This is a genomic window from Salinibacter sp. 10B (genome assembly GCF_002954405.1).
In the GTDB taxonomy this organism is placed as follows: domain Bacteria; phylum Bacteroidota; class Rhodothermia; order Rhodothermales; family Salinibacteraceae; genus Salinibacter.
The window spans coordinates 33,704-58,591 of sequence record NZ_MQWC01000005.1 but is presented as its reverse complement, the minus strand read 5'-3'; the positions used below and the strand labels follow the sequence as shown (position 1 = coordinate 58,591).

Here is a 24,888-nt window from a genome sequence, read left to right as displayed (position 1 = left end):
TTGCCCCCGATGAGGACTGGCCCCCATTCAGGGGATAGATTCAGATATATATTCGTGTGCGGAGGGTATGCTATCCAACTTTTTCTACCCGTACCCCCACCACGACATCGTCCACAATCTCACGGAAGAAAACGGGATCCGGGCCGGTGTCCTGCTCACTGACGCCCATCGACGATCGCAGGTCTGTAAGGAACTGCTTCAACTCGGAGTCTGCGATTTCTACCTCAAGCTGCAATCCTTCATCGGAAACGGCCAGGCCGTCGGAGCTTCCCGCCAGGTCGAACCGTGCGTGGGGCACCTCGCTAAAGGCCTCTATCCCCGTCCCTTTCCGAAGGGACTCGGTCGCCTCTTGGGTGTCAGTTCCAGAGTCAGCCTTCAGGGTAACACTCAAGGGGCCCGCCTCGGAGGAGGGACTGTCCGTGTAGTGGCTCATGGCCTCTTCCGAGAGGCTCAACACGACAACTCCGGTTGCGGCCCTCATTGGAGTGTCCTCGAGGAAGTAGGGGAATTTCTCCTTCGTAATGGTAAATTCCGTGGTCGTTGTCTCACCGCTCGAAAATTGGAAGAGCCGCTGGTAGGCCCCGTTCTGCTCCTCCTTCAGACTCACGAGCGTGGAAATCCCCACGTCCTCCGCCACTGTGTTCAGCCGTCCCTGAATTCCCCCGACCACGTTATTCTTGAAGTTCTGGCCTCCTTCTTCGGCCGTATAGCTTACGTGCACAAGCACGTCCGTGATCGTGTCGTAATCGAAACTGCGGAATTGGTCAGGCATCTCAAGAGCCCACTCGCTGACCGCCCCTGCTCCCTCGAAGGGCACGTAGCGGCCATCCTGGAAACTCAGTTGGAACTGGCCGCTGTCATTCTCCGCACTGCTCGTCGCAATGGACGCATTCCGGGCCCGCGGCTCAGCAATTAGGTGCTGTGGCCCGGTCTCCGGTTCCTTGCGAACGAAGCTCTGAAGGAGGCGCAGCTTGGCGCCGACGTTGACATATGGGCCTGTGACACAGGGAATCGTCAGGCGGACCGAACGAATTCGGCGGCGATACTGACCCGGATAGGCCACATCGAATAGAACCTCCGGAAGCCGAAATTGACAGGAGCCCGTGTTTCGGAGCTCCTGCAGCGAGAAGGGGTCGATTTGGCGGAGCGAAAAGGTTTGCGTGATCTCATACTCGCGCTGGTTGTTCTCCAAGTGCGCTTTCTCCATTCGCTCCAGCTGGAGCTGAAGCCGCTCGCCAGCAAGCAATCCAGCCCGGCTCCCGTTCCAGTGCCCAGGCTCTATGAAGACCTCGTCCTCGGCGCTGTGCTCGTACTGATACGCCCGCTGGGCCATGCGTGCCATGTCGTGGGCCAAGTTGTACGCGTCTCGGTACAGCCGCTGGAGCTCATTGGAGAGCCAGGCATAGAGACCGAGGCTCGTGAACTTGTCTTCGTAAAACTCCAAGACCTCCTCGGACTGGCTCTTTCGCTTCTCGTGGATCTCAAGCTCCCGTTCGGCACTCGCCACGCGGATCTTCGCAGCCAGAATCTGCTTGTCGAGCTCCTTTAACTCCTTCCCCGCTAGATCTCGCCGGAATTTCCACCGATCCGACCGCCGCTCATACTCGGCAAGGGTCGAACTCATCGAGGCCATGAATTGAGCAAAACTGGCCTGGTTGCTGAAGGATGATCCCAGGGCCGTGAGCAGCGAGCCCACCTGATTCCCGCCGTACGTCATCGCGGTGGGGGCCCCTACCTGTGGAACGGCGTGAGCGATGGATCCGGCCGTGTTGAAACTGTTGGCCATCATCTCAAACATCTGGGCCGTGGCGCGAAAGGCTAGGTCGGCCTGTTCTCCTGTCGAGAGTCCTCCTTTCACCAGGTCATCGTAATGTTTGCGCCGAAAATCCGTCCGGTTCCTGGATTCCTGCAAGGCCTCCAGATTCCGCTTCGCCTGTTTTACCTTCCGCTCTCGAACCTCGGTTTGGAGCTTGAGAATGTTCTGTTGGTGAGAGGCCTTGAGTTTCTTGAGCTCCTCGGCATCCTTCTTCTCAAGGGCGCTCTGGAGCTTGCTCCCAAAGCTGCGGACCGTGGAGGCATAGCCCTTGGCCCGTTCCAGAAGCACGCTGAACCGGTAGACCGGTACGTCCGGCTCTGAGAGCTCAAGGGCCTCGCTCAGACTGAGGCCGGCGGCCTTCGCTTGCGCAATGAGCCCCGGATCGATGGGCGGCTGGAAGAGGGACAAGGAGCGACGCTCCCCGCTGAGGTTGAGGCAGTGTCGGATCTTATACAAGCGGTCCTCCACCCGGTCCCAGTACCCCAGCAATTCGTCGTTGGCCGGAAGACAGAACGCGTCGGTCGGGGAAGGCTGCATCGACGAGGCCGTCGCCGCCTTGCTTGACGACTTCGCGGCGCCGTTCTCAGCCCCGTCGGCCGCCTGACCGTTCTGGAAGAGGTCATACCTGCCCATCCGGTTTTGGGCGCTTGGGCCGGTAATTCCTCCGCTCCCGAGTCCTTGCACGGCGGCTGATACGCCAAGCGAAGACGACAGCCTCTTTCTTGTCCCATTCGTGACCGCCTCAGGCATCCTGGCCTGCGCCCGCTTGGCGACCACGATGTTCTCGACGGCCACGTCAAACTCGTCCTCGACGTCTAAATCCTCATAGGTGGGGGGCTCGCTCCGCTCCTCGACGCTTTCACAGTCGCCCAGCTCTGCAGGGCGGGGCCCAAGGATGTCCGCTGCCATCGTGTACAGCAGGTGGGCCTGATTGATGGATTCTCGCGTATCTTGACCAAAGAGGTCATCCCCCCAGTCGAGGAGGTTGTCCACGTAGCGCATGACCACCGACTTCTGGTATGCACTGAGGCGGGCCCGGGCGATCGCATGCGGACTGAAGGGATCCTCTTTATATTGGGAAACGGCCTCAGAATTCTCCAGCATGTCCTCGACACTTCGGGTGAGCGGCTCCTTGAACTCTGCGTACTTCCAGTAGTGAGCCGTTGGGCGAACCCCGTTGTTGATCTGCTGCTCGGTCGGCGGCTCTTCGTCGGTCGTTGGATCGAAAACGTAATGGTACCACTTCTGCGCCGCCTCATACTTGCCGGCCTCGTTCAGGTGTTGGGCCAGCAGGAGGGGAATGTGGAGAAAGAGCTCTCGGTAGTACGTGCCGTACGGACCGGAGAAATCGAGTTGATCCTCTTCCTGGTGGGGAAACTTGAGGAGCTCAGTCTCATCTTCAGGTATCGGAAACGGCAGCTCATCGACTCTGTCCGTGGTGTCCACCTGAAGAAAACCGCTGATCCCCCGTCGCATGAGGATCTCTCCCAGGTCGTCCACGACCTCACTCGTCAATGACCAGGTCCGCCAATACGGAATGGGGAGAAAGAGAGCAGCATCGACGTTCGATTCTAAGAAGTACAGACGGTCCCCTACCTGATAAACTACGTCGCCCGGGGAGCCATGGACGGTGAGGATCGACGTGCGATGATAAATGTCTAGTTCTGAGCCAAGCCCCGCAATGTCGTCGAGAGAAACGGGAGAGGTCACGTCTACCTGCAACTGCACATCCCCCTCCTGTGGCTCCGTTACCGGGGTGATGGGATACGGGGAATGGTCGACGTCAAAGTCATTCCGGAATGATTCGACGTGGGTAGCCAAAGAGTACTTCCTCTCACCGCTTCCTATTTTATCATCTAAGTGAAAAAACTTCTCTGCACCTTCAGCAGAGGCCTTGACCGATTCTGCCGCCCCGTTATAGAGGTCAAGCTTGAAGTGATCTCCCTCCTGTCTTTCTCCAGGACGTGACACATGAGGCCCTGAGTACGTCGGAAGCGTCTCGGACTCATACTCGTAACTGGCGATCCCAAAATCACGTTCGAAGTCTATTTTCGTCTCGTACGCCTTATCCCGATAGGCAACGTGAAGGGCCTCATCTTGCTCATACGGATAGACCTCGTACCACGTCTCCGTTAGCCGCTCAAAGGAGCCGGGCTCTTCAAATTCCTTGGTCCACGTGAGGTAGATTTCCTGAACGTCACTCCACCCATCGTCCTGGGTGCGATACGCGACCTTGAGGAAGATCTCGTGTCTCACTTCTTCTTCCTCCATGGTGCCGTCCTTGATCTCCGTCTCTTGCTTCGGCCGCGCGTCAATCCAGAACAGGTGCAGGCGGTCCCGATAGACGTATGGCGTCACAAGAGGGGCTTCAATCTTCAGGTCGACCTCTTGCCACGGCGTCCACTCAACCGGCCGTTCTGAGCTGTAATAGAGGCTGTCCCAGCCGCCGCTCTCCCCGACGTACCGCATGGACCGAGTAAAGTAGCGACTGTCTTCCTTGTTGGTGGTCCCAAAAAAGTGGTACGCCTCTTCTTCCTCGTCCCAACACACCCCCCTCACTTTCAGACCGGCCACGTCTTCCAGATCTTCCAGGTATTTACGATACGCAGTCTCGACGGTCTGCTCCGTGATCTCTTTTTGGAGCAGGGTGTCCTCCAGATTCTTGAAGAGCGGGGTCTTGTTGTCTCGCAGATCGGGCTCCAAGTAGTTTTCTGGGTAGACAAAGATTTTTCGGTTCGCTTCCCAGACCCGATAATTCTTGCGCCACTCCCACTGTTCGCGGACGTCATCTGTGGGCGTAACTACAAGATCGCCGTCGGTGTCTTTTTCGAGCCCCATGAGCACCCGGTGAACGTAGAGCTGGAGCGCACCGGTCGCCTCCACGATCCGTGACGTTTGGGCACAGCCATCCATTTCCGGATCGATCAGGAAGTGGTGGTACACGTCCCGCTCGGTGTCAAAGCTCAGCTCTGGATGGGTCAGGATGAAGTCCACGAGGGCCGTTCGGCGTCGCTCACGAACCCGGTCCTCGAACGGGCCAAAGGCTTCTTGGAAACTCTCCTCGTCGTCGTACTTGGAGCGAAAGGCGGCCAGCGCCCCTTCTCGGACCTCTTGGAGAACCTCAAATCGTTCCGAGGCTAGGTTAACAAAGGTTCGACCATCAACCCCCAATGGGGAAGCCATGCCGATTGCACCGTATAGCTTGGCAAACCGCTGGACAGCATCCGCCGGCTCAGGCGATCCTTGCGATCCGCTCGCGGGCAACGGGAGCGCTTCCATAAAACTGCCGGCACGCGATGAGGACACGCCCAGGACCTCTGCAAGGAGTGTAGCATCGGTCACATTGGTCGCCAGCAACGCATCCAACGTTTCCGGCTGTTCAGTCTCTTCTCGCCACGAGGCATAGCGGACGAGCTGTCGAACCGTATCGAGAGTCGGCGCGGATCCGACGGCCGGCAAGGCAAAGATCTTTGGGTGGGCCACCACAAACGCTAGCGCCTCGTCCTTCAGGCCGAGGGGCTCGGCCCAGCCGAGCGTCTGCTCAATCTGTTCGAAGAAGGTCTTGACTTTCGATGGAATCGCCGACGATGCCCCCGGGGCCTCCGTCAAGATGAGACGGTCACTCCGGCTGTCAACATCCAAGACGCTGCGCTGAAAAAGCGTTCGGAACGTCGCCGGGGAGATCCCAAACGAGCCAGCAAGCGCATCGACCGCCGCCTCATCCGGCAAATGATCGGCTAGAAGATTCCGGAGCTGGGTTTCGTTATTTCGAAGGACGTTCAGTTCGTCCTGATGGGCGCTATTGCGCGCAGTATCGACCTGCCCCTGATCGTCGTGGAATGTGAGCGGCAAGGAGGTCGTCGGATCAAAGGCATCGGTCACCCGATAGCGGGAGGCGCGGCTTTGATCGTTCCCGTTACTGGAGACCTCAGCCAAGATGCCGCGATTCATGAGGACCTCGACCAGAACGTCGGCCTCTGGCGTGCCGATTGCCGACGGGGCCAACAGCACGTCCAGCGGAAAAGTGACCGCCTGGGCGGCCTCTTCCGCCTGTTTAAGCGCCTTCCGGATTTCGCGGTCTGTCCAGGTCCCCCCCGCTCCGTCGAGCAGGTCCTGCACCTGACCCACACTGAAGGGGCTTGGCTTCTGCCATTCGCGGTATCTCAAAAGGTCTTGCACATCCTGGAGTGATTGGACCTCGGCTCCCGCCGACTGCTTGACCGTTTCCAGCACTGCAAAGAGTGGCTCGATCTCCAACTCCGTATGTTTTACTAATTGCGCATGCCGATAGAGCCGGGAGAGGCGATCATGGGTCAGCTGCACCTCTGCGGTCGACGGGTCGGCCTCGCTCCCCAATACACGGTCCAGGAGCACAGCGAACGTCTCCTCCTCAACGCTCAGGGCACTCATCAGACGGTAGTGATTTTTATCCAGATCCGTGCTCCCCTGGGATCCGGACGCTGCAAACACGGGGTGCTGGAAAATCGGAAGGGTCGACGGTGTCCAGCGCGTGCGATCTTCCGGCTCTGGGCCCAACCGCTCCGGATTGAACAAACGATCGAAGAGACTCCGCTCATCAGGGGCGAGCGCAACCGCTGGGATCCGATCGACCAGTGCAATCAGATCCTCCGTCTTAAGCTCAAGCGTTTCCTGTATTCTGCGCAGTCCCGCGATGTACTTCAACGCCTCCTGTCGATCCTCTTCGGAGGAGGAATCGGCAAAGAGGGCAGGCGCCTTGCGGCGCAAGATGTGATTGAGGGCCTCGACGGTCCAGGGGAGGCGAGCATGGAGGCGGACAAACCGATGCAAGCGGTCCAGTTTGTCCGCAGAGAGGTTTACAACCCGCTCCGTATACTTATTTGAGCCGGCCGAAGCGCGCTGCCGTTGGATCTGGAGGGTGGTGCCGCTCCCATTCACGACCCCAAGCTTCACGACCCGGGTCAGGACATCTCGCTCAAGCCCGCTGGCCTCAAGAACGGTCTGTACGGACAGCTCGGTCAGGCTTTGTCCGGACGGGATGCCGTACAAGTCTCGGAGATGCTGCTCCGACGTGTCCGGGGTAACGATTTGGTCGGCCTCCTCCGGTGCCAGTTCGAGCGATTCTCGCGCGGCGCGGTGGCCCCATCCATGCACGAGCTCTACGAGCTGGTCCAGATCGATGCCGAAATGCTCGAGATAGATTCGAATTTCGACAAGCGGCCGGTGAAAGGGCAACCGAAACGAATGCTCGGCTTGTCGGAGCAACTTGTAGGCGGCCCGTGCACGCGCCTCCGGCGTGGTGTCATCAGCTGTGTCCCCGGCCACGTACCGTTCGAGTATCTCGTTGATGATGGTGAGGGTGGGCAGGAGTTCGGTAGCCGCCTCACAGCTTAACGGCTGTTCCCACAGGTCCGGTCGGCGGTTTTCAAGTCGGAGAGCTTGCGCGCCTGAAAAGTCGTTTTCGCTGAGAATATTCCTCTCAACAAATCGCATCAAGTCGACAAAATAGGCAACGGGACCAAAGATAGACGTGCAGTGATCGCAGTCGCAGTAGTCTTGAGGGCCAAACAGGTCGGCATACCCGTCGATCTCTCGCAAGTCGGTATCCAGGCGGTCCGGTGCTTCGACCATCCCAGGATTCGTGCGAAGCGCTGGGTGTTCTGTGGCAAGTCCTACCCCAATGCGGTTCACCTCGGCCTTAAGCTCACGGGCGCGTCGGTAGACCGTCTCTGCCTCCTCCCGTGAAAGCCCGGTACGCTCCGAGAGTGTGCCTGGCGAGTGAGCCTGGATCCGAGCCGCCGAATCGAGACCCTCAGCCAGAAGTGCCCGCGATCCATCAACACTCGGCGCCACGCTCAGCGTTCGCTGAAATGCCATCGCCTGCTTCCGCACCTGCGGCCGTCGCTCCTCGTCCACCCCTTCATATATGGGCTCAGGGCCTCCGTCCTCCGTGGGCAGCGACACCAAATTGAGCGCCTGCAGCTCTTGCATCCCATTGTCATCAAAGAAGGTTTGCAGGGCCGTCATGTCGGCCTGCACGCGTTCGACCTTTTCTGAAACGGTAAGGTCTTCTCGGTCCAGCGTCTCTGCCGTATTTAAGTACGAGTACGTCCGTGCAAACGATTTTATATTCTTCAGGCTCTCTTTCAACGACTGCACTTCCTCTTCCCCTCGATCCGCAAACTGGACCTCACTCAGAGAAAGCCGTTCATCGGTAAGGCGCGAAAACAAATCCGGATTCTCTTCAGTGAGGCTGTGCACCTCCTCGATCTGGCTCCAGGCGTCCGCATGATCAGACTTCACCGTGCGGTGAATCAACGACGCGACTGGGAACTGCTGCTCGACCCTATTCGCAAGGCGCTCTGCGTACTGGCTTGCAGAAAGATCGGCCGGCGGGGAGATGTCTGAGTCTTCTGTGAGCCTTTTCCAATCGTCTGGCCGAAGGGCAGCCAGGTCTTCTGGCGACTGGACCGGTCGATCCAACCGGGGGACGGACTCGGTGCGTAGCCGCTCGGTCATGGGAGTATAATCTCCAACCAGAGCATTGACAGACAAGGTGGTTTGCACCTCCCGTACATCGTCTTCGGTCAGAGTGCCCTGTTCAACCAGTTGAGACCATGTCTCGTCCGATACCTGTCCATCGGCCAGTTGCCGGGACAGTTCTTTCTGCGCCTCTGAATTGACCCCCGCAATGCGACCTACCTCCTTCACCCGATCTGCCCGCTTTTTGCGGCTCTCCGAAGGGGCACTCCGTTTCAATTGGGTTAACTCCCTTCGTACGGCTGGAATCTGCTCTTCCACACCGTGGGGAATCTGATTCTCTTCGATGGCCGCCTCGACCCCGTCGATAATCTCATCGATGGTCTGCCCAAGCACGGTCGGCATATCAAGACGTGGTCGCCCCCCAGTTTCTGGCTCGACAACGCCGATCCCTTGCATCGCAAGACCAAAGAAAACCCCTTCCGGCACGTTGGCCTCCATCCGTAGGCGTGCATCATCGGCCACATACCCGATGTACTTCCGGGGCCGACCGACCTCGTGGAGAAGAAAGTCAATGTCCTCATTGGTCAGGTCTCGAAGCGAAACGCCTTCTAGGAGCGGGTCGATGTCTGAACGGAGCCGCTCGTATAACGAGGACTCAACGTGAGGGTCCGTGACTTCGATATCGACTTTCTGCGACGGCTGGGCATTAAAGACCGTGTCTTGTTCCTCCCCTGAAAGGGCGACGGATAACTCTCGCCCAGAATCGTTATAGACCCTGAGACGCAAGTCCGCATTCTCTTTCTCTGCTCTCCGGAAGGCATCAGGAGTGTAGCCAATCGCATAGTGCCCGTCCTGATTTGTCGTCGCCGTACCTAGAAGCTGCTCACTCCGAAGATCCCGATCGTAAGCTTTGACGGTCAGACCAGCCCCAGGGCCCTCGTCCGCCCTGGTTACCTGTCCAAAAACGCGTCGTTCTTTTCTACTGCCCTTCTCCGCCGGCGGGGGCACGGGGAGCGTCACCTCCACGTCTCCACTGGACCCGAGCCCATTCAAATCAGATCGGTCAATCTCAGCAAGTACCGTATCGCCATCCAGAATGCGGAAAAAGACGTTCGGTCCCTCCTCGAAGTGCGTTTCCTTAAACCGAACGGGGGCAAACTGGAGGGAGAATGACCCCGCCCTTCCCGTTGTGGCTGCGGCAAGAAAGTCGTCATGCACGACATCTCGATCCCAGGCCTGCACTCTCAATCCGGCGAGCCCTTCTCGCGACTTCTCATTGACGACAGTGCCCGATATCCGATACTGCCGGTCGGTCGGCTCCGTATCCTCCTCGGTCTCTTCAGCCACCTGGACGACGTAAATTACGTCATCCGAGGAATCCAGGAAGCCCGGCCACTGAAAGGCACTGTGAGTGACGTTGAACTCGTCGCCTCCCTTCTCGACCTCGAACCAGATCGGAGGATAGGTCTCGAAGTGCTCGTTGACGAGCGTAGTGAAGCCTGAAAACGTAGCGCGCCCGTTTTCGGTGGTTTCAGCAGGCTCAATCGCGTCCGAAAATTCGCCATTCTCGTTGTGTAGGTGCACGGTGACTCCCGAAAGGGGCTGATCCTCTGCGTCCAGCACCTGGATCTGAAGGGGCCGACCGTCTTCCAAATCGACAGACTCCTGCGGAAGAATCATGGCTTGCCCCCCCGCCATCTCGATCTGTCCGGCCACGCGACGGGCCTCCCTGAAACCGTAATCTTGTCCGACCACCCCAAGACGACCGATGACATCGCTCGCCCCTTGGGCCGTCAGGCCGGCCACTTCTTGAAGCTTCTGGGTGAGGTGTTCTGTTTGATCGCCGGCGATCGTGAGATGTACGCGGTATTCAGACACGGCAGAAAGTTAGGTGTTTTGGGGGGATTGTGAGAAGAGACCTGTTGTAGTATAGCTACAGGGCGAAGCTGGACTGACAATCTCTGTTCTCACCAGTTTTCCAAAGCGCGATCTATGTTATCGAGATCTCTCACATTTTCTCGGTTTGGATTAATTGGGTCGGGATCCCTCAGAGTCGGATCCTCTCTCTGTAGTTGCTTACGGATGTCCGACATGGGCTTACTTTCAGACATTCCGTTGAACAAATCTCTGGTCGCAGAGTCACTCATACCTGGAGCTGTCTCCCTATTCAGCACCCTATCTTGCGCTCGATGAAACCCCTCTTTATGCACTTCCTCATTTGGAGTCAGGTATAAATTCTCCGGGTCGTCTGCCTTATCAGGGTACCGGCTCTTCTTTTTCCAGTGATGAAAGGGTTTTCCTTTCACGTCTCGTCCCCGTTTTTCAAGCCGGTTCCCCAATCGGCTACGGAAATTACGCCATTCCCGAGACAACCCCGGTCCTTTCGCATCCTGTGCAGCTTCATAAAGCTCCTTGTCACCAGCCACCCATGGGATATCGTCACGCTTGGAAAGTTCGTGTAGCCTTTTTAGCCGCTCGCTAGGTTCACGACCTTGCTCCCTTCGTTTTCTTAGTTTTCTGAGTCGCTCTTCGTTAATATCGGATCCTTCTTCAACTCCTTTTCCAGACGTCCCCTCACCTTTTTTACCAGCCCGACGAACATCCGAGCCGGCCTCAGTTCCTTCCCGGACAGCCTTCCCGGACCCTTCCTCCAGTCCTTCCTTGACAGCTTTCCCGCCCCCCTCTTCGCCTGACTCTTTTATTGCTTTTGCAACGGCGTCATCAACTCCTGCTTTCTTGCCAAATTTCGCCCCTGTACCAAACCACCCGGCAAAGGGGATCATTGCAGCTCCACTCAGTGCGGCATCGCCGTAATTTCCTCGGCTCAACGATACCAGTGCATTCAGCGCATCGGCAGGCTCTCCTAATCCTGGCACGAGTCCTACCACGTCCAGAAATGTCTGTAAGTCGTCAAGCGCTTCTCCTTTGTCGTACTCTGGCGGTCGATCTACTCTCGGCATCCACGTATCCTCCGGTCCCTGGCCGGACTCTTGGTTGCCTGGCTGACTCTTGGATTTGCGCTGCTCCTCCGACTGCTCCCCTCCTGAGGAAGAGCTATCGGATTGATTTTCTGACTCTTGTCCGCCGCTGCGATCCGTACCTGAAGACGTTTCCGACTTGGAGGATTTCTTGTCTTGAGATTCTGCTGAGCCGGACTCCCCCCTGGACGCCGTATCGGATTCAGCGTCTCCTTTGAGACCTCCCTCTACGTCTGAGGCGGTGTACACTTCATCGGAAGAGGCCAATGCCTCCCCAATCGTTTTTCCCGCTCCTTGCTCCTCAGCAAACTCCCGAATGCTCTCGGCCTGTGGATCAAATTTGCGAATGGGGACATCATGCTCCTGAGCGAACTTGTGGAGCTGCTCAAAACTCTCAGCCGTCTTAAACTCGTCCTTTTGCTGAGACGCTGCAAAATAGTAGGCTTTGCCCTCTTCCTTGAGTTCTTTGACATCAACCTCGTCTTGAAGTCCCTCCGGCAACCGACTCACTGGGACGGCCTGCTGCTGGACCCGGCGTTGAAAATCGTTTGCTTCAGAATTTAATCCGCTGGGATCTACTCGGCCGACGGGGTTGTTGCGGACAAAAGCGTACAGATTCAATCCATCAACTGCCCCCGCCGGGTCCGGACTCATCCACCGCCCAATCCAGGAAGCATAGTAGCGCTGCCCAAAGTAGTATAGGCCGGTGACGTCGTCCCGCTCTTTCCCCATGTATCGATGGGCCCGCGACCGCACCTCCTGCATCTTGCGTCCTGTCAGAAAGGAGCTCCCGCCAAAGGGAAAGTGTTCTTCGTAGCTGATAACCTGGGCCTGGCTGTCGAGGTGGAGCGTGGTTGTATTCTGCTGGTCCCGCAGGCGGTAGTGAATCTTGGCCGATCCGGGCCGGTCGGTCTCCCGGCCGAGGTCATCGACCGTCCAGTGGTGGACCGACGCAACGACCTCCTCCCCGTCGCCCACATGCGACGTTTTTCGCTCGAAGACGGTGCGTTCCTCCTTGTACTGACGCTTGATCTCACAATCGCCTAGATAAATGGTCTCCGTCACGCGCCGGACGCCGCTGCGCACCCGCTCCTCCACCTTGCGCATCCGACTTCCGCTCGACGCATACACAAAATACACCGCGTGTTTTGGGCGTCCATTCACGACGGTGTCGTCGATTACCGCGCGACGCATACGGTTCCGATCGTCCCACTCGATCTCCGCGACATGATCGAGCTGTGACCGATTGCCATCGGCATCAAACAGTGCCGCTGGATTCTGTCGGTCGATTCCATCCCGACGCGTCTTCGTGGTGCTTCGATTCGATTTGTCGTCGACCCACATCTCGGCAGTCCATGATTGACTGGCCCCGATGTGCTTCATCTCGGTCCGATTGCCTGCCGCATCGTAGTCATAGGTCCGGGTGTAGCGCTCAAGAGCCTGACCGTCATTTAGAGAGGCAAAACGGGTGCCCTTTACAGGGTCGGGGGGGGACGTGTCGGCAGCATAGTCGTGCTCGAGTAGCCCTTTGTGGACCCATCCTGTCGCTTCTTCCAGACGATAGAGGGCATCATATGTGTACTCCGAATGCGCAGGGCTCGACGATGACCGAGGGAACGCATCGAACAGGTGCTCCCGCGTCGTGTCCTCCCGCCGGGTGACATTTCCGACGGGATCGTAGGTATAGTCAATCTCCTGAATCGGCTCCCGGGTCTGGGACCCATTCTCGCTCGCGGGACGAGTACTGCGCTGACGGCGAAGATGTCCTGTCTGTGGGTCGTACGTGTAATGAGACCGAACCCCGTTGCCGTATTGCATTTGGGTCCGCCGCCCCTTCGCATCGCGATCCATCCCTGCCACGACGTTCTCGTCAACCGATCCCCCGGCGGCTTTTACATTGAGCTTCTCGAGCCAGCCCCCCTCTGAAAACTGGGGCCTTTGCACACTCCCGTCGGGCAGACTGCGCTGCACAATTCGGCCGAGCGCGTCAAAGGACTGGGTCAGCTCGTAGTGATCCGACTCCAAGCCTGTATGCTGCCCAGCTTCCCAATCGACAGGCTTCCCGTAGGCTGAGCGCAGTTGTCGCTCCGCCGCAAGAGGTCGGCCGGCCTGGTCGTACCGCTCGACGGTCCGGACTCCGGCTCGGTCTCGGTGCTCCACCAAACGACCAAGTGCATTCCGATCGGCGGCGTTGGCAACACTTGAATCCTCTCCATAGGTCCGCACCTGCACCGTACGCCCTGCGCTGCTGCCGGGAGCGAAAACTTGCACAGAGGTCTTCCTGGAAAGGGCATCATACTCGATCTGTCTGTGATGTCCTCGCCCGGTCCAATACCCCACCCGGCGCCCCATGGCGTCGACAAGCTGACGGCGTTCGCCGCGATCAATATTGACACTTCGGATTTCCGCGCCTGACATGTCGTAGGTTCGCTCGAACGTCTCTACCTCATCGCCCGATGCACGGGACTCGTTTTTCTCGTGCTGGCGCGGGTCGACTTCGACGCGCTCGCGCCCAAGGGCATCATAAGCCCGGTATGTCTCTAGGAGGTCCCCTCCCTTTTCCGCTTGTTCCTGCGTCAAAAACGGTCGCCCGAGCGGGTCTAGCAGGTCCACACTCGGGGTGTCTGCGTGCTGGCGCGCCTTGTCGATGGCCTTCTTTTCCGCTCCGGACACCAGGCCCGGCTGCACATGGGTCTGGAAGTAGAAGGACCGCTCGACCGTGTCATTCTCATCGGAGGTCTCCACCCGCCACGGCGTAATTGTGGTCTCAGAAAAGAAGCCCTTCGGGGTATCGGTCCGCACGTGGCGCCCCAGCGGATCGTACCGGTAGACCGGGGTGACCCCGAAGTGGTTTAGGGCCTGGTTGTCCAGATACTGTGGCGTTGCGGAATAGTAGGGCTCGTACTGCTTTAGGGGGAGAGCCTTGTTGTTGTAAATCGTGCGTCCGGTTGTCAACCAACGGCCCTGAACCTGCTCCTCGTGAACCGAGCCGTCAGACTGGACCACCTGGGCCTTCCCGGCCCCGACTTTCTTCTTCGTCTGTACGTCTCGCCCCCATCCATCCAGGTAGTCGACGGCAAACTGAAGGTCGGTCTGCCCGCCTTCTAAATCGTGTACGTGGGTTTCTCGGTTGACCTTCAGCCGATGAACCGGTTGGGGACTGCCCTGTGACCCTGACCGAGTGTCACGCCAGGAAAAAAGATCGTAGTGGTAAAACGAGGTGGCCTCCTGAAGGAAGTGATGCGGGTCTTGTAGGACCTGCTCCATGTCCCGAGGCGCCGTCCGCAGCTGATACTGATCCAGCGGCTCGTCGCCAGCATCGACCAGAGAGCCCGCGTCGTCGAGCTGTTGGCCGTGGCGCGAGGTGACGTGCAGCACCCCGAGGGGGTCATACAGCATCTCAGAAACATTTCCGTTCGGGTCTTTGACCCACCGAGGCTGCAGCGCATAAGGGTCGACCTCTATCTTCGTCGTGTTGCCCCGCTTGTCGGTCGTCGAGTCTACATGAAGGAAGCTGCTGTCGTAGGTTTGCTGCGAGGTGTGTCCGAACGGGTCCGTCTCGGAAGAAAGCAGGTAAAACCCTTCCGGCCCCTCGTAGCTTTTGATCGGCGACGGGGCCCACCAGTAGCCGTTTCGCTTCACGTAGCCGAGACTCCGTAGCCGCTGGGCGTCCACCTCGGAGCCGTACACATCCTGCACCAACGGATCCGTCAAACGCGCCTCTTCGTCGTGATGGTGCCGAACGGGGACATCGGTATCTGCGACGGTACGGGTGGGGTTCCCGTTGGCATCGTGGTAAAACGTTTGCGTCCACTCGACGAGCCGCGCCGTAGGAGACGAGGGGGAATTGTCGAACCGGTCGTCAAATGGTCGGACGTTATTCCGAGCCGTATCGATTGCGTCGGTTACGCCCGGGCGATCGAAGAGCCCTCCGTTCTGCGGTTTCACGCCAGCAACTTCATATGTGCGAGACGCGATCGGGACTCGAAGCCGATAAAACCGGTTGGTCTCATGAACAACGTCCTGTTCCTCAACCGTTAGGTGAAGATGCTTCTGCTCTTCGTGCTGTGCATGCTGGGTCCGCCTCGGATATGCGACGGTTGCCACCCGCTCTTCGGTGCCGTAGGGCCCAACCTGTAGCACCAATCGGTGTCTGACTCGAGGGTCATCTTTCGTGCGCTCGTATCGACGGTCTAGCGTCTCTGAAGGAATAGGGTGAACAACGGCGTGGGAGTCATTGGCTCGATCCTGCAGGACGCGAACGCCAGCGCTCTTTTCCCGAACCCGATACGGAAGATCTGCGGCTGGGTCCTCATCCTCGCCGTAGACCTCCTTTCGCACCACCTCTCCCCCAAGCGCCCGATAAGCCTCTCGGCGCGTCCGGGCTGAAAGCTGCCCCTCGTTTTCTATCCAGGAGGTCAAGCTGCGCCCACTCTGTGGATCTCCGTCATACGCCCGGTAGGGCCACTCGTCCTCTTGGCCCAGCTCTTCGGGGGGCAATCCTGGGTGAAACCACGTCACTTCTCGGGAAGGAGCAACGTAGTCCTCAGCTTCAAGACCGGCATACTCTGAGACCTGCTCCGTGTCGACCGTTTCTACGCAGCCGAATCCTCGAAACTCTCGTTCCACACCGTCGAAGTATCCGTCGTGATACTGATACTCCGTGTGGGTTCTTGTCTGCCCAACGTGATCGATCCGCTCGATTTTGTCGACGACCGTCTGTTGTACCGGAAGGGCACTGTTCCACGACCGCCCCTCTCGACGGTCTCGGAGATAGTGTTCGACCGACGAACCGTAGGAGATCCGAACGTCTTTCCCCATCCCATTCTCCATCTGTTCGAGCTGATGGGGAGGCTCGGTCTGGAGTTGCACGTAGCGGAGCGACGACCCACTGTCCCCAGGCAGGGGCGAGCTCCAGACCAGGCACGGCAGCCCATCTCCGAAGAGGTCTACCACCTGCAGCGAGTGCAAACGACTTACCGGTGGAAAGACGTCCAGGCAGTGCTTCGAGCCGAAGCTGTTGCCCGACTCATTGTACCAATAACAGACTCCGTCTCCGCCAATATAGAGCAGATCCGCCGTTCCTGTCCCCGTCAGGTCCACCAGCCGCAGCCTACGGGGATCAAACTGGTCCGAAGAGGCGACCCTCGGGGCCTTCCCCATGGTCACCCGACGGCCAAAACGACCATACCCTTGATTGGGCCAGTACGCAACGTGACCGTTTCGGACGCGAACGACATCCGTAAGGCCGTCCCCGGTCATGTCCGCTTGATAGAGACCAACCCCGGGCTCCGAACCCACCATTGGTGGAGACTCTTGGTCTCCACGAGGCTGGCTCGTTCGGCTGGCAGCACGATGACCGGTTCGACCTTCTGACTCGTACCAGACCACTTCATCCGGCGTAGAAACGTACGCATCGGGTAGTTGGTCGCCCGTAAGGTCCCCCTGTGCAACGGCCCCGTCCGCCCATCTCTCACGCAGGGCATTCTCAAAAGGCTCATGTTTTCCCCACGACTGCGTCGCCCCATCAAGTTCGTACGTTCCCGGTGCAGCCCCTTGATGCGTGACCGCCTCCATCTTGCCGTTGCCGTCAATGTCGGCGTAGGTCGGGCTGCCTCCCCCCGTCGCACTCGGGCGGTCCAGCGGAGAGGGCTCGTCAAAAGAGCCATCTCCCCGGCTCCGTCCGTAGGCGTCCCGATTCGCGTTCCGGGCGAGAAGACCACGGAGGCCCTCTTGCAGTAAGTCGGCCAGCGCGTGCTGCGTCCCGTCAATGCTGTTGGGAAGGTAGTGCTCTCCTCCCTCTAGGACCTTGACGTCAGCGTCTATTTGCGGCTTCGTGTAGGTCAGTGAAAGAGGAGGCACCTGTTTGGTCCAGGTCCCACCAGATCCATTTGGTCGGTAGCCGGTCAGTCCTATCTCTTGCAGTTGTACGCCTCGTCGTGCCTCAGCCGTATTAAGCGTATCGTTTTCCGATCGAGGACCATACGTAAGATCAAGAGACCGGGTCAGAGTAGGGGTGCTGGAATTGGGTTTGTCACGCTGAAATACAAGCACCCGCCGACATAACCGATACGTACGCATTTCGAAACCGGCCCTGTATCGAGAAAAAGGATCAGGCCGTGCCCTCCACGTCCCCTGTGGCGTTGGGTCAGGATTAGTCTCGTCGTGACCGCCATAATCGAACACAACTTGATACATCCAGCGGTTTCCCTCCGAAAACCCTGCTTGCTCCGGACGATAGGGCGACGTGTTTGCGTAACGAACCCGCTTTAGGTGAGCATTGGTGCGACGCTCCTCATCGCGGTGACTCTCTGCTGGGGCCCCTTCCGGCACGTCCGCATGGTTCTCACGAGCATACTCGTATTGCTGGACATTCCCCTCTTGATCGTAGACGCGCTCAAGGAGCCATCGAAAGATCTGCTGTGGATCCTCAGGGTGATGGATTCGCGTCGCCTCCGATCGCCCGAATATGCGAGTGACTCCATTAGCATCCGTCGCGCGCCAGTGAGAGGTTCCAGTAGATCGTTCTCTCCACTGTTCTATCCGTTCAAAGGCACCTTCGACCCGGGGTTGATAGCGAACAACGTGGAAACGCCCGCCTTCCTCTACCCTGCTTTCCACCGCCCCATCCCCGCTCCGAACAGGCACTAACTCTCCTGACCGAGAAGAGACAAACGTAGACTCATCTGGATCATTACTGTAGGTGGGGACCCGGTCATCTTGCTTGCGAGAGATGTGTGCTAGATTCAACGACCACCCTCGACCGAAGAGTCCGTTGGCGGCCCCACCGGCGTATTGCAGGCTTAGGTGTGGCGTGAAATTCGATCGTCCCGGCGGAATCGGGAGGGGGACTTCCAAGCTGGCTTTCCCCGTGAAGGAACTCACGGTGAGCTCTTCCCCAATTGACGGCAACGTATCTTCCTGGTCCTCAGACGCATCACCTGCCCGATTCCAGGAGTTGGTAGAAGCTGACATGATGCTGCGTGGGACCGGTTCACAAATCACCGTAAGTGATTGCAGCGGACCCCAGTGGACCAACGCTTCCAGAGGATGATCGCGGGTTTAACCATCGACATCTCCCCATGCCTTGTTGACCGCTTCCCGCGAAACCGGAGCATTTTGCACTGAGCCCCCCACAGCTGTGACTAGACTGGATTACTGAATGTCAGCAATCACGTTGAGTGTATCCCTCAACAGGACTAGCCCAGAAATGCCTAACCCAATGTTAAACTAAACGAGAAGGTTTGAGCAACTAAAGATCAAGTCCCAGTAAATACATCCTGCTTAAAGCGGATTTGATTAACTATATCTTCACAAAACGATCAACCTCCACTGGATTCTTTTCTTCGCAACTACCTGCTCACGTAGAGGCGTTTTCCGCTCTCAGATACCCAAATTCGATATGGTTCAAGGCGGGCGTGGATCGACCCGATGGGGAACCTCGACAAGTGGTCGAGGCAGGTAAAGTAGAGGGCGTATACCTTAGTCGGATCGACTGGTACCAAACCCGGAAGGGAGCGGACCTCGAAGTGCAAGTGCGGACCGGTGCTTCGCCCGCTGTTTCCCGAAAAACCGACCACCTCCCCGCGCCGGACCGGCTGTCCTCGCTCTAGGCCGCCAGCCACCCGAAAGAGATGTGCCAGCACGGTTTCCAGCTGGACTTCTTTATGGAGGAGGCGGACGTAGGTCCCGAGCCTGGGGCTGCGGCCAGTCGCTATAACGATGCCCGGCCCCGGTGCTCGGACGGGCGTCTCCGGCGGGACCGCGATGTCAATTCCGCTATGGAACTCCTCTCTGCCCAAACGACCCCCGCCCTGGAGGGAATCCTGAGCCGCGTAGTGGTGCTCCCTGTGAGGCACGGCCCGAGTCCCAAACGGGGAACTGACCTTGCCAATCGCCGGCGGCTGGGCGGGTAGGTGCTCCAGGAGACGAAGGTACCCAAGTGCTCCGGTTTCTGGCTGAACCTTCTCGGGGAGCCTATTCTCGAAAACGCCTTCCGCCTGGGCTCTGCTCAACGCTCTGTCAATGCTCTCTGCTGCCGAGGGGACGCCCCAATGAGGGGTCTCTTTTAGTACGGAACGTTCTCCGATCAAGCCCCTCCCTGAGAACATTTCTGTGGACGCTTGACCCTCAAGGCCAAAGAGAGCTGAACCGACAAGTGCTACCCCAACAACCGTGACCGCCATCACTCCCCCACGAATAATCCATTTAGAGAATCTCCTCTCTTGCCAGCGGTAAATCTCCTGCCTCCCACACGAGCGGTCCGCCTGAGCTTGGAATGCGCGTGAGCTCATACTTCCTCCTCCCCCTCGCGCTGCCTTTCCGCGCAGGGCTCGCTCTTGCTCAATGACTTGTCTTGTCTCCAGCGAGATTGCAAAAACAGAACGGCACGCCGGTAGCCCTGGACATCCATTTCATTAAGGCACCCCTCTCTCGACTGACGGGAAAGCTCTCTCCACCGCTCGTCGCCAAGGGAATCCCCAAGGGACACTTCCGCTTCTTCCTCCAAGAATCGCCAGAGAAGCCCCTCCTCCTCTTCAACCTTCTGTACGTATGCTCGGGCCCGGCCGATCTCTTCTTCGAGAAGCCAATCGATAAGGCTACAAAGGGCGTTCCGGGCCGGCCCGGTCGAGAGCCCGAACCCCACCAATGGGGAGAGCAAAATGAGAACTGCAGCGCCGTTCAGCACCGATTGCACCAGGAGGTGATTGAAGCTCCGCTCCCCAAAGATCCCTGCCACAATGTCGACCCCACCGATTGCCAGTCCACCCCCCACGAGGGCGGCAATGGCCCCGGCGAGAAGCCCGAGGGGAAGTTGGAGGTCCTTCCGACAGGTCTTGCGCTTTTTTGTGAGATCCAGTCGCGCAGGATCAATGCTCAAAAGCCGCTCGATGTGATGGGACTTGATTTCGCTGCGGGTATCCCCAGCAGCGCGTTTTGTGGGTTCTCTTTGGAAAGGCATGTTCGTGATCGTCAGGTGGGTGATGGATCCCTTTCAAGGTGCTGCTTTCACCGTCAGAGCCGTAAGGGAAACGTAGTACTCGGCTGAGACTGATCAGGAGCAGGTGCCCTCATAATTCTTGGTCTCATAGTTCCCCTTCTCGTCCTCGGCGCGCACCTCGTATCGGTAACACTGGTAGTCCTCGTGTGACGTAATCCGGGAGGGATTGAGGGTGTGAACGAGGAATCGCTGCCGTGCCTTCAGTTTAGAGGGAATTTGAGCCGTGAAGGGCATCGGTGTATTCCCGATCTGCGTATCATCTACCCAATAAGACATGTCAATCACCACTTCTTCCAGCCCCCAATCCAGGAGGTTCTCGATTGTGATCTCGAAGCTCGGGTGATCGTAAACCATCGTCGGCTGAAACGATACCTGAACCCGATCGATGTCAAAGGTTCTGTCTTCTTCTCCCCCAGTAGGCCCAACCGAATCGCATCCGACTGCCAAGCCAACATAAAGTGCAAGAACCACTGCCCTTGCTACCGGAAGAACATGTCGCAATCGAGGTGCTCGCGAGGGGAGTCGTGAAAAGAGGATCGTAGATTTCCGCGTGTTGTTTTTCATTTTCGTCGTCTGTTGGATCGGTGGTGTAGGTTGTAGTCCCCCAGAGCAGGGGTCTTATTCGCACTCCGATTCCCCCTCCGAACTGGATCCGCTCAACGGGGCCTCCTTCCGAAGTGCAAATGGCAGGAAGTAATCGTCTACGACGGGCTCTTCGTCGGGCATCGGGAATTGACTGCCGGCTTCGGAGGAGGCTTCCGGGCCTGGCCCTTCAGCGGCCTCTTCCGCCCGTTCCTCCTCCCCTTGCATCTCACTTTCCTCCGGGCGAGGATCAGCGTCTGGGCGCGCTAGTTCTTCGGGCTCCCCATTGCGGCGCTGCTCCTCAACGGTCCCTTCGTAGAGAGGGTTGGGATCGGCAAGGGCCGAGAGCCCTTTCTCCTCGTAGTATCGCAGGAGACTGGTTTGTATGGGCGGCTCTCCCTTCAGGAAGATCAGTTGACAAGACGCGGGAAGCCTCCGCACCTCATCCGGCGTCAGGAGGCGGCGGGAGCGCTCGCTCATGTTGAAGGAGCGCTGCCGACCGCGCCCTCCCTTGCCACGGGAGCGGCTCTCGGCCTGGCTCCCCGTAAAGACGGTCGCCTCCCCGGTCATCTTGCTCACGTACTCGGCGGTCTCCTGGTCGCCGGTCGCAAAGGTCTGAAGGACCGCCACGTCCAGAAGCGACTTCCAGCCGCGCCCGTACTCCACCTCCAGTTGCCCGAGGTTCTGCACGATCATCCAGATCGTGGCGGCGTAGCCGGCCAAAAGCGTAATCGCCCTCCCGATCATCTCCATCTTCCCGAGGTTCGCAAACTCATCAAGCAGAAAGAGGACGTTCTCCTCCGGCCGCCTGGTCTCGCGGATTATGCCCATCCAGCAGGAGGCAATAATCAGGCGCACAAAGCCCGCGTAGGCGTCGAGCTGGTCCATCGGGACGATGATGTAGAGGGTAAGCCGCTCTCGCTTCAGGTCCTCCATCTGGAAGGTCGACCAGCGAAGGCGGCGCCGCACACTCGGGGAGTCGAGGAAGTGGGTGTGGCTCTGCGCAGTGCTGATCGCGCCGGAGCGCTCCCGGTCTTCTTTCTGAAGGATGCGCGCGGCCGTCCGGGAGATGAGCCCAAAGCACCCGCTCGTCACCATCATCTCCTCCAGGAGGGCTTCGAAGAGCTCGGGCGCGAGGGTGAGAAGCTCGCGCACGGTGCCCAGGTGCCGATCGCGCCCGCTTTTGGCGTGGGACACGTAGAGGATCAGTCCAGAGACGATCGCCCGCGCCTCCGTCTGGAAAAACTTCGAGTTCGAGGAGTCGGCCGAGCCGCGAGAAACCACGATCATCTCCGCCAGCATGCGGGCGTAGTCGATACAGCGCTCCGAAGAGGTGTCGATGATGTCGAGGGGGTTGTAGGCGCCCGTGCCGCCCACCACGCCAAACGGGTCGAGGGCCACCACTCGCTGTCCCATGGCCTGCCGCTGCGTGGCGGTAACCCAGTAGTTCTCGCCCTTGGGATCGGTGACGACGACGCTCCCCGGATAGGCGAGCAGGTTCGAGATGACCGGCCCGGTGCCCTTGCCGCTCCGGGTGGGGGCGAGGGTAAGGAGGTGCCCCTCCCCATCGAAGCGCAGAAGGCGACGCCTGCTTTTCCCCAGGATGAGGCCCTTTTTGTTTTGGAGGGGACGCTCCTCTCCCCAGTGAGCAGAGCCCTGGCTCGTCGTCTCGCGTAGGCGGAAGGAGCCTTTCAAGGCCCCCAGGAGAAGAAGGATCGCCGAGATAAGCCCCCCGGTCGTCACGACCATCGCCTGCTCGGCGACGGGCCGAAGGGCCTCTTCCTCCAAAAAGAGCCGCATCCAGCTGAGGTAGTGCTGAAGACCGTAGATCGGCCCGAGAGAGAATTCAAACGACAAAATCGCGCCGGCGAGCGCTACGGGCGCAAAGCGCCTGGCTTCTTCCCACGGGAGGCTCGCGGCCGACGCAAGCAGCAAGCCCGCAGCAAGAGGGATCCAGAGGCCAAAGCGCCACGGAAGAACATCTTCTCCAACCCCAGACAGGTCAAAGGCCGGCTCACCAAGAACCGGGTGAAAGCCCGTCATATAGGCCATGTATTGTACCCCGGCGTGCAGGCCACATGTGGCAGCCACGACGAGGCTGATCAGGTGAGCAGCCTTTGAGGGAAGGGGCGGGCGAGGGACGGAGCGAGGCATTTTGTCAAAATCAGAGTGAGATATGGGGAAGCGTAATAGAGCTGCTGCAGTCGGAGGAGAAAGGCTCATGGGAGACGTGTCCCATCGCCCAATCCGGAGCCGCCTTCCCATCCCATATAGCCGTCGGTCGGGCGGTAGGGCCCGGCAAAGGCCACGTCGTTTTGGAGGTAGATGTGGAAGGGGTGCCCCTCCTCCAGCTTGATCGTCGGCTGGATGTTGACGTTGCGCTCCAGCATCGAGGTGGCCACCTCGGCGGTCTGCTGGGCCGCGCCCTGACCGATGATCGTCTTCGCGCTGGGGGCCACGACGATACCGGCCTGGGGCTCGGCCGTCGCGATCCGAGCGCCCGCGCCTACGAGAGAAACCATGAGCGCACCGCTGAAGCGGCGAAACGCGTGGTTGTCGACGCGGCCCCGCACGCCGCCGGCGCCAATGCCGTCTTTCGTCTCCTGGGAGCCAAGCTCAATGCTTCGCCCATCGGGAAGAAGAAGCCGGTCCCAAACCATCGCGATCCGGCGTTGGCCGACGACGGCCCCGCCCTCGACCGATCCGAGAGCAACTGATCCCTTAGGAATGAGGAGGTGCTGCTGCGTGCGGGAGTCGTAGACGTTCCGCGTAATGCGAGCCCGGACGCCGCCCGGCACGTCGGTGTTGACGGCCGTCTCTAGCTGGGCGGGGATCGTGGTCCCCTCCTTGATCTCAAACGGCGTGAGCGGCGCGCGAATCCGAACCACCTGCTGCCGTCCTCCCGGCCAGGTCTCCGAAGGGAGCGCTCCGGTCAGAGTAGAATGGGTTCTCGACTGCGGGGAAGAACCTCCTCCGACACTTCCTGGGGCGGATCTCACTGGGGTTGCGGTTCCAGCTGACGAACTTGAAGCCGACTCTGCATCTGCTGCCATCCACGCGATCATCTGCGCGAGTTCCCTATCGCCCCGGTCCTCAGCCATCTTTTGCATCTGCTGGAGCCGCTGGACCTGCGGGTCAGGTTCAGCTCCAATCGATGCGGAGCTTCCCGGGGAGCCCCCGCCTGCGGACACGACGGGCGAGGCCGTCGCCCCGGCCATAAAGGCCTTCTCGACAGGATCATCCTGCCCCGGACGTCCACCACCTCTGAACGCACTGCGCTGGGAGTTTCCGTCAGCACCTCTACTCAGCGCCCGCTCTCGTGCGCGCCGTTCCAATTGCTGGCGGTAGTAGTCTCTGGTCCCCGGCGCAGGGCTTGAGGCGCTTTGCGCCGAAGACCCAAAGGCGGAGGACTGGCCCTGCGACGCAGCGCCTGCAGAGGAGGCTTCCCTGCGCTTCCGCAGAAGCTCCAGGAGCGCCTCGGCTCTCTTTGGCTCACCAGTGGCGCTCTCGCCGGAGGGGTTACCGCTTGGCGGAGCACCGTTGGATGGGCCACTGTTGGAGCGCTGACCGTTGGATTTCTTCTCGGCGGTGACGTTGCCACCTGAAGACTGCCCACCTGCAGGCCGTTCTTTCGTAGAGTGTCCGCTGCCCGATTCAGCCTGATTGGCGCTCCCTTCGCCGCTCGGCCTCTTTTCGCCCACGCTGTCCGGGGTCGACCCGTCCTCATTCGCATGCCGGGCCGCGACGTTGTTGTCATCAAATCGATCTACCTCCTCGTCCAGGTCCCGAAGAATCTCAGGGATGGTGCCCGCTTCAACTTTCTCCGGCGTGGCCTGACTGCTGAGCTCGGCCTCCGGGCCTTCGGCGCTTTCTTCCCCTACGGTCATAAGCAAAACGAGAAATATGAGCGCAAGCGCGGCTCCGGCAGTGAAGAGCACGGCAGGACGGCTGATCTTTCGGGTGGGAAAGAGACCTTCTGGATCGGGCGGAATTATGGAGTTGGGGTCGCTCATTACATTTTCTGGCTGAAAGCGTTGAGAAGGGGTGGA

7 protein-coding genes are annotated in these 24,888 nt (G+C 59.2%); 1 reads left to right on the top strand and 6 read right to left on the bottom strand.

The window, feature by feature from the left end; translation table 11 throughout:
* Positions 1-70: 70 nt before the first annotated feature.
* On the bottom strand, positions 71-10,156 hold the full coding sequence (locus BSZ35_RS17835) for a neuraminidase-like domain-containing protein (RefSeq protein WP_105013959.1): 10,086 nt from the start codon (positions 10,154-10,156) through the stop codon (positions 71-73).
* 89 nt (positions 10,157-10,245) lie between these two features.
* Positions 10,246-17,118 (bottom strand): toxin TcdB middle/N-terminal domain-containing protein, encoded by a 6,873-nt coding sequence (locus BSZ35_RS17830; protein ID WP_258096789.1) that lies wholly within the window; start codon positions 17,116-17,118, stop codon positions 10,246-10,248.
* Positions 17,119-18,890: 1,772 nt separating this feature from the next.
* On the opposite strand from BSZ35_RS17830, the gene BSZ35_RS19990 reads away from it, so the two are divergent.
* A complete protein-coding gene (locus tag BSZ35_RS19990) occupies positions 18,891-19,172 on the top strand; it encodes a hypothetical protein (protein WP_258096788.1) in 282 nt (93 codons plus the stop codon).
* Between the two features lie 374 nt (positions 19,173-19,546).
* Here BSZ35_RS19990 and BSZ35_RS17820 read toward each other — a convergent pair whose 3' ends face one another.
* The 4 genes from BSZ35_RS17820 to BSZ35_RS17805 all read right to left on the bottom strand — a co-directional run bounded on the left by BSZ35_RS17820 (position 19,547) and on the right by BSZ35_RS17805 (position 24,852).
* Positions 19,547-20,218: a hypothetical protein gene (locus BSZ35_RS17820; RefSeq protein WP_105013956.1), complete on the bottom strand. Its 672-nt coding sequence runs from the start codon at positions 20,216-20,218 to the stop codon at positions 19,547-19,549.
* A 93-nt stretch (positions 20,219-20,311) separates the two neighbouring features.
* A complete protein-coding gene (locus BSZ35_RS17815) occupies positions 20,312-20,611 on the bottom strand; it encodes a hypothetical protein (protein ID WP_105013955.1) in 300 nt (99 codons plus the stop codon).
* A 264-nt stretch (positions 20,612-20,875) separates the two neighbouring features.
* Positions 20,876-22,993, bottom strand: coding sequence for a type IV secretory system conjugative DNA transfer family protein (locus BSZ35_RS17810; protein ID WP_181149434.1), 2,118 nt, complete (start codon positions 22,991-22,993; stop codon positions 20,876-20,878).
* Positions 22,994-23,058: 65 nt separating this feature from the next.
* Positions 23,059-24,852, bottom strand: a complete 1,794-nt coding sequence (locus tag BSZ35_RS17805) for a TrbI/VirB10 family protein (protein WP_105013953.1) — start codon at positions 24,850-24,852, stop codon at positions 23,059-23,061.
* Positions 24,853-24,888: the final 36 nt, after the last annotated feature.

Bases quoted from the DNA above. Each gene is read 5' to 3' on its own strand.
- BSZ35_RS19990 (WP_258096788.1), top strand. From the start codon at position 18,891: ATGTGCCAGCACGGTTTCCAGCTGGACTTCTTTATGGAGGAGGCGGAC.
- BSZ35_RS17820 (WP_105013956.1), bottom strand. From the start codon at position 20,218: ATGCCTTTCCAAAGAGAACCCACAAAACGCGCTGCTGGGGATACCCGC.
- BSZ35_RS17815 (WP_105013955.1), bottom strand. From the start codon at position 20,611: ATGGTTTACGATCACCCGAGCTTCGAGATCACAATCGAGAACCTCCTG.
- BSZ35_RS17810 (WP_181149434.1), bottom strand. From the start codon at position 22,993: ATGCCTCGCTCCGTCCCTCGCCCGCCCCTTCCCTCAAAGGCTGCTCAC.
- BSZ35_RS17805 (WP_105013953.1), bottom strand. From the start codon at position 24,852: ATGAGCGACCCCAACTCCATAATTCCGCCCGATCCAGAAGGTCTCTTT.